This window comes from Pseudomonas sp. Irchel 3H7 (assembly GCF_900187605.1).
Lineage (GTDB): Bacteria > Pseudomonadota > Gammaproteobacteria > Pseudomonadales > Pseudomonadaceae > Aquipseudomonas.
This window is the reverse complement of record NZ_FYEA01000016.1, coordinates 107,913-121,062: the sequence shown is the minus strand read 5'-3', so window position 1 is coordinate 121,062 and position 13,150 is coordinate 107,913. Positions and strand designations below refer to the sequence as shown.

Here is a 13,150-nt window from a genome sequence, read left to right as displayed (position 1 = left end):
TGAGCAGCGTAGATTTGTCGTCGCTGCGTCCCAGCAGTTGTTCTTGCAAACGGCCGGCCGGGTCCCAGCTTTGGGTTTGCAGCAGGTGGTTGCCTTGATGGCGGGCGACTTCGCGGTGCAGGTCGTCGCGTTCGTAGCCGATCAGTTCGTGTTCATCAAGACGCAGGCCGAGCAGGTGGCCGCTGCCGTACGTCAGCCAACTGACGCGGTGGCCGTCGGGGCGAACGCTGGCGACTCGTTGGTTGAGCACGTCGTACTCGTGCTGCCAGATTGCGACGGTGGGTTTTTCCAGGCCGAGATAATGTTGGTGTTCGCGCAGCAGATTGCCGGCCGGGTCGTGGAACCATTGCAGGCGGCTGTCGGCGTTGTCGGCCAGCACCAGGTTGCCGTTGCCGTCATAGGCAAAGGTTTCGCTTTGCGACTGGTCGCCCAGAGTGGCGCGACGCTCGGTCAAGCGGCCCATCGGGTCGAAGCTCAAAGAGATGACGCGTTGGCCATTGATCGATTGCGCGAGGCGGCCGGTGAGTGGGTCGTACTGATAGCGCGTGCTGCGGCCGTCGAAACCGCGTTCCTCGAGCAGACGACCGACCGGGTCGTAGTGGAAGTGCGCGCGTTGTTCGTTTTCGTTTTCCAAAGCCGTTAACCGTCCGAGACGGTCCCAGCGATAGCGCAGGGTTTGTTCGGCTGCGTCGATGCGTTCGGCGATCAAACCGGCGGCGCTGTAGCTCCACGTGGTGCAACGATCAAGTCCATCAACGTGCGCCAACAACCGACCTTCGGCGTCTCGCTCGAAACGCTCTTCGGTCTTGTCCGGGTGCTTGATCAGCACCGGTTGGCCGGCCTTGTATTGGTATTCGGTGGCGTTGCCGGCAGCGTCGGTGAAGCAGATCATCTGCCCCAGTTCGTTGTACTCCCACGCGCTGGTTTTGCCCGAGCAATCGACGTACTCGACCAGTTGTCCGGCGTCGTTGTAGTCGAGGGTTTTTTCGTTGCCGTTGGCGTCCTTGATCGCGGTGGGCTGGCCGGATTTGTTGTAGGCGTATTCGGTTTTGTTGCCCAGCGGATCGAGCGCTTCGACCAAGTTGCCTTGGTCGTCATAGGCGCGCTGCCACTGACCGCCCTCGGCGTCGCTGATCTTGATCAGCAGATCCTGATCATCGTAGGCGTAATGCATCACCGTGTGATCGGCGCGGATGTGTTCGAGCAGGTTGCTGCGTTCATCGTAGCTGTAGCGATCGGTGCTGCCGTCGGCATTGACGCGGCGCACGATATTTTTCGCCTCGTCGCGGAAGAACCATTCCGAACGCTCGTCGGCGTAACGGATGCGGTAGGTGTAGCCAAGGATGTCGTAGTAGTGCCAGGTCTCGTTGCCGAGGGCATCGGTGACGTAGGTCAGACGAATGTTCTCGTCCCACTCCAGGCGCGTGTCGAAGCTACCGTCATCGGCCCATTCGCGCACGGCTTTGGCCTTGGCGCTTGAACCGTTCCACTGCAGGTTCATGCCGCGCCCGGTGCGGTCGGTGTAGCGGGTGATCAGGTGGTGCTGGAACTGATACGACCAGACGGCGCCGTTCTCGTCCTGCGCCTGAATCAGGTCGCCATAGGTGTCGTACTGATAGGCGCAGAGCTGGCGCAGCGGTTCGCCATCAACGATCTGCCAGAGGCCGATAAACCGGCCGTGATCGTCGAGCATCGTGCCGAGGTGCAAATGGACTTTGGTGAAGTCGTTTTCCTGATAGGTGATCAGGTCGGAGAGCAGCGAGTGTTCGCCGTGACGATGCTCGTAATGCAGCATCATCCCGGCGCCGTTGCGCAGCGAGATATTGCTCAGCACAAAGCGCTGGCCACGGCGGACGTAGGTTTCCTTGCGCTCGAAACCACGGCACAGCAGCAGTTGATCTTCGCTGTTGCGGACCAGGGTGATGTTTTCGATGGCGTCGTAGTGGAACAGGCCGACTTTAGGCAACGGATAGCTGTGGTCGCGGCCGTCGGCGCTGTAGAACGTCAGGCCATCGTCCACGCAGTCAAAACGCGTGGTGAATTCGTTGATCCAGCGAGCGCCGAGTTCGCTCTGATCGTAGGCGTCGAGGCGTGAGTTGTAGGTGCGCGTCCATTCGATCGGGAAGGGGCCGGGCAGGCTGAAATCGGTATGACTGAGGCTTTCAGAGCCTATGGCGAAATTGATACTGCGCCCCGTGCTGGCGCAGGCGCAGTTTTTTTTCGGCTCGGGTGCGTGAGTCGCCGAAGCCTGTTGGCCGTTAGAGGCCAACTGCCCCTCGGATGCCGTACGCTTCGCCTGACCGGTCTTGTCCGGGTGGACCGCGGCGTTCTGCCCATGGGCATTGCGCTTGCGCCACAAGGTCACGGCACTGGAGAGGATCAGCAGCAACCAGCCGATCGAGTTCTGCACCGACTCATCGTCGAGCTTGCTCAACTGCGTACGCAGCTCCGGGCCCATGGCGCGCAGTTTTTTGGTTTCGTCAGAAACGGTTTTTTTGAAGTCATCGGGGACAAGGTTTTGCGCCACGCTGTTGGCCAGGCCTTTGCCTGCCGACTTCAGGGCGCTGTTGGCAGCCCCAAAAACATTGCTGAATGACGCCAGCGGATCATTCTTGAATTGATCGGCTGCGGCGCTCGCCTGGGCGCTGGCTGCATTCAGATCACCTTTGGCATCCAGATTGCCGAACGCCACCGCTTCGATGCCTATTGCAATCTGATCAATGATTTCTTCGCCGAGCTTGCCAGCGTCCGCCAAAATGCCCGGTAACTTGCCTTTGGCTTGCTCAACAAAATCATCCAGCGTGCCGATAATCGAGGCGTTCAGGTGGCCGACCAGCACCTCGATCACGGAAGTGCTGAGCAACACCTTGCTGCTGGCCCTCATTTCCTGACGCACCAGAAACAGCGTCGGGCGCAGGGTCATCCGCGCCGCGGCCATCGACGGCGGCAACGGCAAGACGCCGATCAGGTTGATGCCAAGACTGGCCCAAGCGAGCAAGTCGCGTTGCTTGGCGTTCGACAGGGTGACGATGTCACCCAGCGCATCGACTAGCGCCATGATGTTGCCCACCACCGGCAGGAAGCCGGCGTAGTTCTTGATTCGATCAAGCGTGACCACGCCATCCGTAGCCGATTGCAGCCAGGCGTCGAAGGTTGCCGCACCGCTGGCGACATCCTGAATGTCGATGGCATTCAGGGGAACGATGGCAACTTGAGGTTCACGTTTTACAGCAGCTACTTCAGTGGTCATGACAGCATCTCACCCGCCAACAGGCCCGGGGTTTTCAAGGAAGGTTTTGGCAGACTCGGTGCAGGCAGGCTCGGCAACTTGCCCGCCTTGCTTGCCGCCCCCAAAATCCCGGAGGCACTCGGCAACGCCGCACTCGCCAGCTTCGGCAACCCGGCCACCCCGCCCTGCGCCAAGCCTTTCACCTGCTGCGCCGTTTGCATCGCACCTTGCGCGGTCTGCATCGCACTCATCCCTGTTTGCGCCATGTCCTTACCCTTCTCCAACATCTCCCAGCTCTTGCTCGGCAACACCTGCGCGACCATGGCTTGCACTTGGCTCGGCACGTCTTCGGCACCCGGTGGATTCAACGGCCACTCCGGTTTTCCGATGTAACTGCCATCGCTCCAGGTGTCCGCCGGATCCTTGCCGAACAGCACACGCGCAGGCCCCGGTGCAGCCCCGGCGACGCTGGCAAAACCCTTGCCGTCGAGCTTGCCCTTGATGCTTTTACCCAGCGCATCGATGACTTCGTAATCGCCTTCCTTGATGCCCTGACGCCCGGCGTACTGGTTGAACAATTCAAGGTTGCCCTTGCCGGGTTTCGGTGGTTCCGGGAACACTCCGGCGAGACTTTTCGCCCCGGTGTAGGCGAAGTTCGCCGCGTGCGCGGTGTAAGGGCCGCTGGTGGCGTGGGTGATGCCGCCGGCGTTGTAGGTGGTGGCGCTGCCGCCGCCCTGAATCACCAGTTCGGTTTTCGCCGTGATGGTGATGCGGTCGGCGTTGGCGGTGATGTTGAGCTTGGCCAGCAGGTTGATGCTGTCCTTCAGTGCGCGCACGTCGATGTCGCCGGAGGCGGCGACCAGCCGCCAGCCCATGCTCTGCACGAACAGGCGCATGCCGCGACTGGCGCTGGCGAGCAGGCGTTTGCCGATCGACAGACTGGTGTGACCGGTGCTGCTCAGCGCCAGGTGTTCGCCGGTGGCGATGTGGCTGGAACGTGGCGTGGTCAGGGCGATGCCGGCCGGGCTGGCGAGGACCAGATGCGGTTCGGTGAACTCGGGGAACTCGTTGGCGGTGAGGTTCGCCGGTCCGCTGCCGAGTACGCCTTGATGCTGGGCGTGCAGCGCTTTGGCGACGTCGTCCTGATCACCGGCCTCTTGGGCTTGAAGCTCTTTAGCTTGAACGGCGAAACCATCCTGCTGATCGCTGGCGGTCGCGAGGCGCTCGGCGGTTTCCGGCAGATCCTTGTGATGCTTGGATTCGTTCGGCCGTGGCTCGGTGGTGATCAGCAGACCGGCCGCCGCACGCACCGCACCGTGGCGGTCGGTTCTTAGTTCGAAACCTTCACCGCGCGGCTGGCCACCGCTCGGGCGCGGATGGGTCAGGTAACCAAGGTTGATCGCACTCGCACCGTGGTCACTGCGCAGCGCGATGCTGATCTCACTGGTGGTGTCGTCGATGCGTAATTCGTTGGCGCGGCTGCCCTTGTATTCCTTGCTTTTGACCGTCGCCAGCGTCTTGAAATCCGGCAGCTTGTACGGCGGCAGATTGGCGCCGTGGTACAGGCAACCGGTGATCAGCGGCTGATCGGGATCGCCCTCAAGAAAGGTGATCAACACCTCCATGCCCACGCGCGGAATATTGATCGAACCAAAGGTTTCCGCGGCCCAGCTCGACGCCACGCGCATCCAGCAACTGGTCATGTCGTCGTGTTTGCCTTCGCGGTCCCAGAAGAACTGCACCTTCACCCGGCCGTACTGGTCGCAGTAGATCTCTTCGCCTTCAGGGCCGCAGACCACGGCGCTCTGAGTGCCGAGGACTTTTGGTTTCGGGTGATCGAGCGGCGGACGGTACGGCACATCCCACGGGATGGCGCTGAAGCGGTTGCGGTAGCCCTGGTGGAAGTCGTCCTTGTTGTCGGTGGTGTCGCTGGTCACCGACTCTTCCAGCACCTGCGGTTGTTTGCCTTCGTGGAAGATTTCGGTGAGCAACCAAAGATCGTTCCACGTCGGGTTGGCGTGCTCGGTCAGGGCGAGGAAATGCCCGCTGACGAGGATCGGCTGATCGCTGTTGCCCTCGGCCAGACGGTAGTCGCTGCGATGGCGTTCCAAGGCGCGATTGGCCAGGTGTTTACCACGCTCGCGATCAACGAAACGGCCCGGGTAATCGTAGTCCTCAAGGTCCGGCTGGGCGCTGCTTTTGGCGTCGCTTTCGAGCTCGATCTTCGGTTTGACGAAGTCGTAATCACGGCGCGTGGTGCGGCTGGTGCGGGTGGCCAGACGCAGGCCGAAACGCTTGACCACCGGTTTGTCGGCGACCAGTCCGGAGTCCTGCTGATAGGACACTGGCGCCAGTTTCGGGAACACCGTCTGGTCATCGCCGAAGGTCAGTTTGTGCCCGCTCGACGTGTGCTGGAAGTGGTAGTGAATCCCCTCCTCTTCGCACAGGCGCTGGACGAAATCCAGGTCCGATTCGTCGTACTGCACGCAGTAAATGCGCTCGGGATAAATCGCGCTGAGCTGGAAGTGGTAATCGCTGGCAAGGATGCCGTGTTCTTCCAGCACCTGGCTGATGATCTGCTGCACGGTCATCTGCTGGAAGATGCGCTGGTTGACCCGGTGCGCGAGGTACGCCAGTTGCGGGCGCAGGGAGATCTTGTAACGAGTCAGGCGTTTGCCCGCCTCGCCCTGAGCGATGCTGTAGACCAGCCCGTGAATGCCGCTGCCGCTCGGCGACAATTGAAGAAACGCCAGTTTGTGCAGCACGCTTTCGAGGTTGATCGAAGCCTTTTCACTGACCAGTTCCAGCTCGAATTCGAATGGCGTGTTAAGGGCCTCGCGACCGGTGAACGACAGCACCTGGAAGTCGCTGTCGATGCCATCGACGGTCAGATTGAAATGAGGCTGGTTGGCCGGTGAGAACATCCCTTGTTCCTCGCGCAGTGCTGCGACGCGCAACAGCCCTCAAGGGGCTATTGGCAAAAAATTCTTTAGAAGTGAATCCGCCCCGACCAGTTATGCCGATCAGGGCGGTACAACCATCAGCCGTAATTAAACGACTGGAGCACGCCAGTCATCGGAACCCGAAGTACCGGACACTTCGTGGGTCCAGGTGATTTTGCGGTAGGTGAACTGCACTTCTTCCAGGTGGGTGAAGTGCGCGTTGCCTGGATCCTGGCAGTTGTGCATTTTGTTGTTGATGGCGACGATGATCGCGTCTTCCAGTTTGGTGGTGTAGTAGTGCTCTTGGGTGCCTTGCGCCGAAGTGCGGTACCACTGGATAACGATTTCGCTCATGCGCTCGCCGGAGGTCAGCGCCGCTTGCAGCAGCGGCGAAGCCTTGTCGTAGACCTTGGTGATGACCACTGGCTTGTGCACGCGCTGACCGGTTGGCTGACCGGACTGTGGGTCACGCGGGATGATTACGTCGTGGGTGAAAGCCTGAACCATGACCTGGTCTTCGTGGCCTTCCTGGTAGGTGTTGCCTACGGAGTCAGCGGTGAATGCGCCTGCAGTGATCAGGCCTTGTTTTTCGCCGGTAACCGACATGTACGCTGGTGTTGCCATGGAGTGCTCTCCTTGCTTGAAAAGACATACCTCACAGGCACCATTGCCTGAAAGGATGGCCATGCGCCATCAAACTTCGTGCCAGCTTTTCTGCAGCCCATACGGATCAATGCCTTGAGCTCATCGACTGATCTTTTCCTGTGATTAAGCCAATGAAAAACAAGGGAAAGTGCGCAACTTTTTGCGCAGTGGTGTGCAAGAAGTTGCGCACTTGGCTGGAGGCCACGAGCTACGCGGCCTGTAGAGACTTACCCGGGTGAAAACAGGCAAATCACTGCGCAACTTCTTGCGCACTTGCACGTGGATAGATAAAGAAGAGCGCCAGATCAAAAGATCGCAGCCTTCGGCAGCTCCTACATGGGAAACCGCTACCCATAAGGAAAGCGCTGGCGAAGGCCGCGATCTCTTTGCTTATTGAACCCCTGAGCTATCCTGCTGCCCACTAAAAGGTATCGACACATTCAGCAAGGAGGTTTGCATGCGTACCCTCGAATTGGCCGGCGTCCAGGTTCCAGTCATTGGCCAAGGCACCTGGCGCATGGGTGAAGATCGCTCGGCGCATAAGCGTGAAGTGGCGGCGCTGCGCACGGGTATCGAGCTGGGCATGACCCTGATCGACAGCGCCGAAATGTACGCCGAGGGCGGTGCCGAAACCGTGGTCGGCGAGGCCATCGCCGGCCTGCGCGATCAGGTGTTTCTGGTGAGCAAGGTCTACCCGCACAACGCCAGCCGCAAGGGCATCCCGCAAGCTTGCGAGCGCAGTCTGCGCCGGCTCGACACCGACTACATCGACCTCTATCTGTTGCACTGGCGCGGCCAGTATCCGCTGGAGGAAACCGTCGAGGCCTTCGAACGCCTGCGCGAGGATGGCAAGATCGGCCGTTGGGGTGTGTCGAATTTCGATGTTGACGATCTCGAAGAACTCTCAAGCTCGGCCTGCGCGACCAATCAGGTGCTTTACAACCTCGAGGAGCGCGGCATCGAGTTCGATCTGCTGGCGTGGTGCCAACACCAGCGCATGCCGCTGATGGCCTACTGTCCAATCGGCCAGGGCGGCGCGATGCTGGCTGAACCGCTGCTGAATGAGATTGCCGCTCGTCATGGTGTAACTCCGGCACAGGTTTCGCTGGCGTGGATTCTGCGTCAGGATGGTGTGATTGCGATTCCCAAGGCTGTGCGACCGGAGCACGTGCAACTCAATGCACAAGCCGCGCAACTGCAACTGGAGGCCGGGGATCTGGCGGCGCTGGACCAGGTTTTTAAAGCGCCACAACGCAAGCAGCGGCTGGCCATGGTCTGAGCCGCCGACTGGCGAGGGCTTCGCGATGAGAAGCACTGATCAGTACGACCCGTTCAACCTGCAACGCTTTGTCCAGGCCCAGGACCCGGTGTTCGAGCGCGTGCAACGCGAACTCGATGAGGGCCGCAAACGCAGCCACTGGATGTGGTTTGTCTTTCCGCAGTTCGCCGGTCTGGGCGGCAGTGAAATGTCCCGGCGCTACGCCATCGGTTCGGCCGAGGAAGCCCGGGCTTATCTGGCTCACGAACTGCTCGGCGCACGCCTGCGTACTTGCACGCAGCTAGTGCTAAAGGTGCAACAGCGCTCGATCGCGGAGATTTTCGGCCATCCCGATGACCTGAAATTTCATTCTTCGATGACGCTGTTCGCGCAGTTTTGCGCTGAAGACAGCGTGTTCAATCAGGCGCTGGAACGCTACTTCCACGGCATTCTCGACGAATGGACGCTGCAACTGCTCGACTCAAAACAGGCCCAGTTGCCCCCCGATCAGGGTTGAGAAATCGTCGTCGACAAACGGCAGAATCGCATCCGCCACCGGTTGCAGCTGCCGGGTGATGTAGTGGTCGTAGTCGATGGCGGCGCGGCGCACTTCCAGCGGCTCGGGACCTGCCAGGGTGATGACGTAGCTGATCCAGCCGCCGTTTTGGTATTGCCGTGGCCGCCCGTGCTGCGCGTTGTAGTCGTCGGCCAGCCGCGCCGCGCGCACATGCGGCGGGACGTTGCGTTCGTAATCGTCGAGGGTGCGGCGCAGGCGTTTGCGGTAGACCAGGCGATCATCGAATTCACCGGCGAGGGTTTTGCGCACGTAGTCACGCACGTAATCCTGATACGGCTTGCGCTGGAAGATCCGCTCGTAGAGTTCCTGCTGGAATTGCCGGGCCAGCAGCGACCAGTCGGTGCGCACGGTTTCCAGGCCTTTGTAAACCATTTCATCGCTGCCATCAGCGCGGGTGACGAGGCCGGCATAACGTTTTTTGCTGCCCTCCTCCGCGCCGCGAATGGTCGGCATCAGAAAGCGTTTGTAGTGAATTTCGAATTGCAGTTCGAGCGCGCTTTCCAGGCCATATTCATCACGCACATGCGCGCGCCACCAGTCGTTGACGTGTTTGACCAGCGCATGACCGATGTTCGCCGCCTCCTCCTGCCCATGCGGACGACGCAGCCAGACGAAGGTCGAGTCGGTGTCGCCATAGATCACCGCGTGGCCCTGCTCTTCGATCAGCTTGCGCGTGCGCAGCATGATCTCGTGACCGCGCAGGGTGATCGATGAGGCCAGCCGCGTATCGAAGAAGCGGCAGCCGCTGGAGCCGAGCACGCCGTAGAAGGCGTTCATGATGATTTTCAGCGCTTGCGACAACGGTGCGTTGTGCTCGCGCTTGGCGGTCTCACGACCTTCGGCCACCCGCGAAACGATCGACGGCAGACAATGCCGGGTACGCGAGAACCGCGCACCTCGGAAGCCCGGCACGGAGTCGCTATCGTCCGGGTGTTGCAAGCCTTCGATCAGGCCGACCGGGTCGATCAGAAAGGTGCGAATGATCGATGGATAAAGGCTCTTGTAATCGAGCACCAGCACCGACTCATACAGGCCCGGTTGCGAGTCCATGACAAACCCGCCGGGGCTGGCCTGCGGCGGATTGGTGCCGAGATTCGGCGCGACAAAACCCTGTCGGTGCATCAACGGCATATACAAATGCGTGAACGCTGCTACCGAGCCGCCGCTTCTGTCCGCCGGCAGTCCGGTGACACTGGCGCGCTCGAGCAGAAAGGTCAGCAACTCGGTCTTGGCGAAGATCCGAGTGACCAGTTCGCAGTCCTTGAGGTTGTACTTGGCCAACGCCGGTTTGTCCTCGGCGAACATGCGGTTGATCTCGTCCATGCGCTGGTACGGGTTGTCGATCGACTTGCCTTCGCCGAGCAGAGTCTGGGCAACGTTTTCCAGACTGAACGACGGGAAGCTCCAGGTCGCTGAACGCAGGGACTCGATACCGTCGATGATCAGCCGCCCCGCTGCTGAGGCAAAGTAGTGATTGCGGCTGCCGTGTTCGCGCCATTGCATCTCTTCGCCGCCACGGCCGATCTTCAGCGGCACGCCGAGGCGCCGCGCGTGCTCGTGGAGGATGCGCAAATCGAACTGTACGACGTTCCAGCCGATGATCGCGTCGGGGTCGTGACGGGCGAACCAGTCGTTGAGTTTCTTCAGAATGACCGTGCGCGAATCGCAGTATTCAAGATCAAAGTCGACGATGCTGGCGTCGCCGTTCGGCGCACCGAGCATGTACACCTGACGTTCGCCGCACCCTTCGAGGGCAATCGAATACAACTCGCCGGTTTCGGTGGTTTCGATGTCGAGCGAGACAAGGCGCAGCTTCGGTCGGTAATCGGGGTCAGGTTTGAGCTGGGCGTTGAGCAATAAGCCGTCGGCATCGGGCGTGCCGCTGAACCGCACCGGTGCGGTGATGAAGCGCTCCATCAGATAGCGCTCCGGCGGGCGCACGTCGGCTTCGTAGACGTCGACCCCGTTGCGGTTGAGCGCGGTTTCCAGGCGCATCAACTGGCCGTGTTGCTGACAATACAGACCGAGTACCGGGCGATGTTCGAAATCCTGCAGGGCCAGCGGGCGCAGTTCGACGTTCTTTTCGTCGTGCAGCAGACGTTCGGCAGCCTCGCGCTGCTCGGCAGGAACAAACGCCACCGACGGCTGATGCGGCAGGCGCACACGGCGCGGCCCGGCGTCGGTCGCCAGCCAGAACTCGACTTCGGTGCCGGCCGGCGTATCGCGCCAATGCCGGGTCAGGACGAAGCCCTGCGGTAAATCCACCACTGCAACCTCAGGAATTGAATCAGAAGGGCATTCTACGCGGCATTGCCTGGGATGACCCTGGCGATAAATCGCCATCAGCCACGGAAAAACCCGGCAAATGACGTTTTTTGCGTGTTATCTGCCGCTTTGCCACCTTGCCCTGCGCGCTTGCGTCTACGATGCTTGGATAACAACGACAACACCTGAGTAACCGCCATGAAGACCGTCGCCCAACTGCTCAAGCTCAAAGATCAGAAAAATCAGGAAGTGCACCAGATCAAACCTGATCACATGGTGCTCGAAGCGCTGATGAAGATGGCCGAGAAAAACGTCGGCGCCTTGCTGGTGGTCGAAGACGAAAAAGTGGTCGGCATCATCAGCGAACGGGACTATGCGCGCAAATTGGTACTGCATGGCCGCTCATCCGTGGGCACGCCGGTGCGCGACATCATGGTGGCGAACGTGATCACCGTCGACACCCACCAAACCGTCGACACCTGCCTGGGGATCATGTCGGACAAACGCCTGCGCCACTTGCCGGTCGTGGAGAACGGCAAGTTGATCGGCCTGCTGTCGATCGGTGACCTGGTCAAGGAAGCGATTGCCGAACAGGCGGAGTTGATCAAGCAGTTGGAGCAGTACATTCGCGGGGAATAAATCCCGAAGACACCACCGCCCCCTGTAGGAGTGAGCCTGCTCGCGATAGCGTTCTGTCAGCCACCTTATTTGTAGGTGACAGACCGCTATCGCGAGCAGGCTCACTCCTACATTTGAATCTGCGGTGTGTTCAGGACGGCCAATGCCGGGCAAACACCGGCGCCAGCACCGGGTGCCGGTCAATTCGCTGCAACCACGCATAAAACCCCGGCCGCGTCTGGCGCAAATGCTCGCGGCTGCCCGCCCAGCGCGTCACCACCGCCGCCAGCACATCCAGCGCCCCCGGGGTTTCGTCATCCAGATACAGCTCGGCGGAAAACTGGTCGGCAAATACCTCCCAACTCCAGTGCAAACGCTCACGCGCGCCGGCCACCAGATTCTGTCGCGAGGCTTCGTCGGGCATCAGCAGCCAGCGCTCTGGATAATCGATGACGCCGATCGCTGCGTAGCAATTGCTGACGATGTAGACCAGACCGCGAATGGCCTGATCGCGATCATCCGCCTTGGCTGGCAGCAGGCCGGACTTGGGAAACGTCAGGCCCAGATGAATCAGGATCGCCGCACTCTCGGTGAGAGCGCTGCCGTCGGGCAGTTGCAAGGTCGGTATCTGCTTGAGTGGATTGAGCTGGGCCAGTGCCTCGGCGGCTTCGGTGCTGGCTTCGATATCAATGAAACGGTAAGCGATCTGGCACAGTTCCAGCGCCGCTTCGATGGCGGCTGCGCCTGAATTTCTGTGCCCGTAGAGCTGGTACATATCCAATCCCCCCGAAAAGACCATTGCCACAGGGTAGATGGCTGTAGCGTGGGTGTAGAAAAAATCTGCCTGTGTATCGGTTTTGGCACGGTTTTCCCATGCACTCGCGACTTGCGAATTCAAACCTCGCAAAACAGCGCTGGCGGTGCCCATCCCGCACCAAGAGCAATCATCGAACGCTATCCGCGTTCTTGTAAGGTGCGATACCGAACCAAAAGTTCGCGTATCCGAGCTGGCAACAAGGAGTTCACCGAGTGAATCTTCAAACGCTTTGCCGCATCACAGCCTCTTTGCATTTATCCGTTCGCCGCCGAGTTCATCCGAACAGTCCCGGCTACCTTCACTCTTACTTTATTACCTGACACCTCGACAGCGCACTGCGTTCGGCAATGAGTTATTGGCCGACGGCAGCGTGCTATTTATTTTTTAAATAAGACTCGGGCAGTTATTGCACAAATGCAGTGTGCATCGAACGACAGCAGGATTGTCGAACAATAACTTTTAGTGCCATTGCAAGTGCACCAAAACTGCTCCACGGGCTTGCACTATTCAATACTTCAAACAGTGATTTCATTTAAACAACAACAAGGAACATGCCCCGTGAGCCGCTAAAACATTGACCCGCACCAATTCAGTCCGCCGCGCACCAGCAAGTGCCTTGGCCGCCAGTTGCGCAGCCGCTCTATCCCGCCAACCCGCGTGATATGGCGCACAGCCTGACTCGCCTGTGAAAAAGCTCCCTCAACCGGAGTAACGGCAATCTGCGCGCCATGGAAAAACCACGACAAGGGTAAAACTTATATAAATGCGACATGGGTAACACTCATGAAATACGCACTCT

The 13,150-nt window shown here is 60.0% G+C and carries 8 protein-coding genes; 3 read left to right on the top strand and 5 right to left on the bottom strand.

Going from position 1 to position 13,150, the window contains the following annotated elements; translation table 11 throughout:
* The 3 genes from CKW38_RS26535 to CKW38_RS26525 all read right to left on the bottom strand — a co-directional run.
* The coding region (locus CKW38_RS26535; protein WP_095114285.1) for a DUF6531 domain-containing protein at positions 1-3,250 on the bottom strand (3,250 nt) is incomplete at its 3' end.
* Positions 3,247-6,153, bottom strand: coding sequence for a type VI secretion system tip protein VgrG (locus CKW38_RS26530; protein ID WP_095114284.1), 2,907 nt, complete (start codon positions 6,151-6,153; stop codon positions 3,247-3,249). The genes CKW38_RS26530 and CKW38_RS26535, both read right to left, overlap by 4 nt.
* A gap of 126 nt (positions 6,154-6,279) precedes the next feature.
* Positions 6,280-6,795 (bottom strand): Hcp family type VI secretion system effector, encoded by a 516-nt coding sequence (locus CKW38_RS26525; protein ID WP_007949952.1) that lies wholly within the window; start codon positions 6,793-6,795, stop codon positions 6,280-6,282.
* A 478-nt stretch (positions 6,796-7,273) separates the two neighbouring features.
* On the opposite strand from CKW38_RS26525, the gene CKW38_RS26520 reads away from it, so the two are divergent.
* Together CKW38_RS26520 and CKW38_RS26515 are read left to right on the top strand one after the other, a co-directional pair.
* On the top strand, positions 7,274-8,095 hold the full coding sequence (locus tag CKW38_RS26520; RefSeq protein ID WP_095114283.1) for an aldo/keto reductase: 822 nt from the start codon (positions 7,274-7,276) through the stop codon (positions 8,093-8,095).
* 25 nt (positions 8,096-8,120) lie between these two features.
* Positions 8,121-8,591 (top strand): DUF1810 domain-containing protein, encoded by a 471-nt coding sequence (locus CKW38_RS26515; RefSeq protein ID WP_007918280.1) that lies wholly within the window; start codon positions 8,121-8,123, stop codon positions 8,589-8,591.
* Here CKW38_RS26515 and CKW38_RS26510 read toward each other — a convergent pair.
* Entirely contained in the window at positions 8,556-10,916 is a 2,361-nt protein-coding gene (locus tag CKW38_RS26510) for a DNA polymerase II (protein WP_176472375.1), read from the bottom strand. The genes CKW38_RS26515 and CKW38_RS26510 overlap by 36 nt on opposite strands.
* A 198-nt stretch (positions 10,917-11,114) precedes the next feature.
* Here CKW38_RS26510 and CKW38_RS26505 point away from each other — a divergent pair, with 198 nt between their 5' ends.
* Positions 11,115-11,555 carry a CBS domain-containing protein gene (locus CKW38_RS26505; protein ID WP_007918278.1) on the top strand — a complete coding sequence of 147 codons (441 nt, stop codon included), beginning with the start codon at positions 11,115-11,117 and terminating at the stop codon, positions 11,553-11,555.
* 130 nt (positions 11,556-11,685) lie between these two features.
* On the opposite strand, the gene CKW38_RS26500 is transcribed toward CKW38_RS26505, so the two are convergent.
* Positions 11,686-12,309 carry a glutathione S-transferase gene (locus CKW38_RS26500; protein ID WP_007949951.1) on the bottom strand — a complete coding sequence of 208 codons (624 nt, stop codon included), beginning with the start codon at positions 12,307-12,309 and terminating at the stop codon, positions 11,686-11,688.
* Between the last annotated feature and the right edge of the window lie 841 nt (positions 12,310-13,150).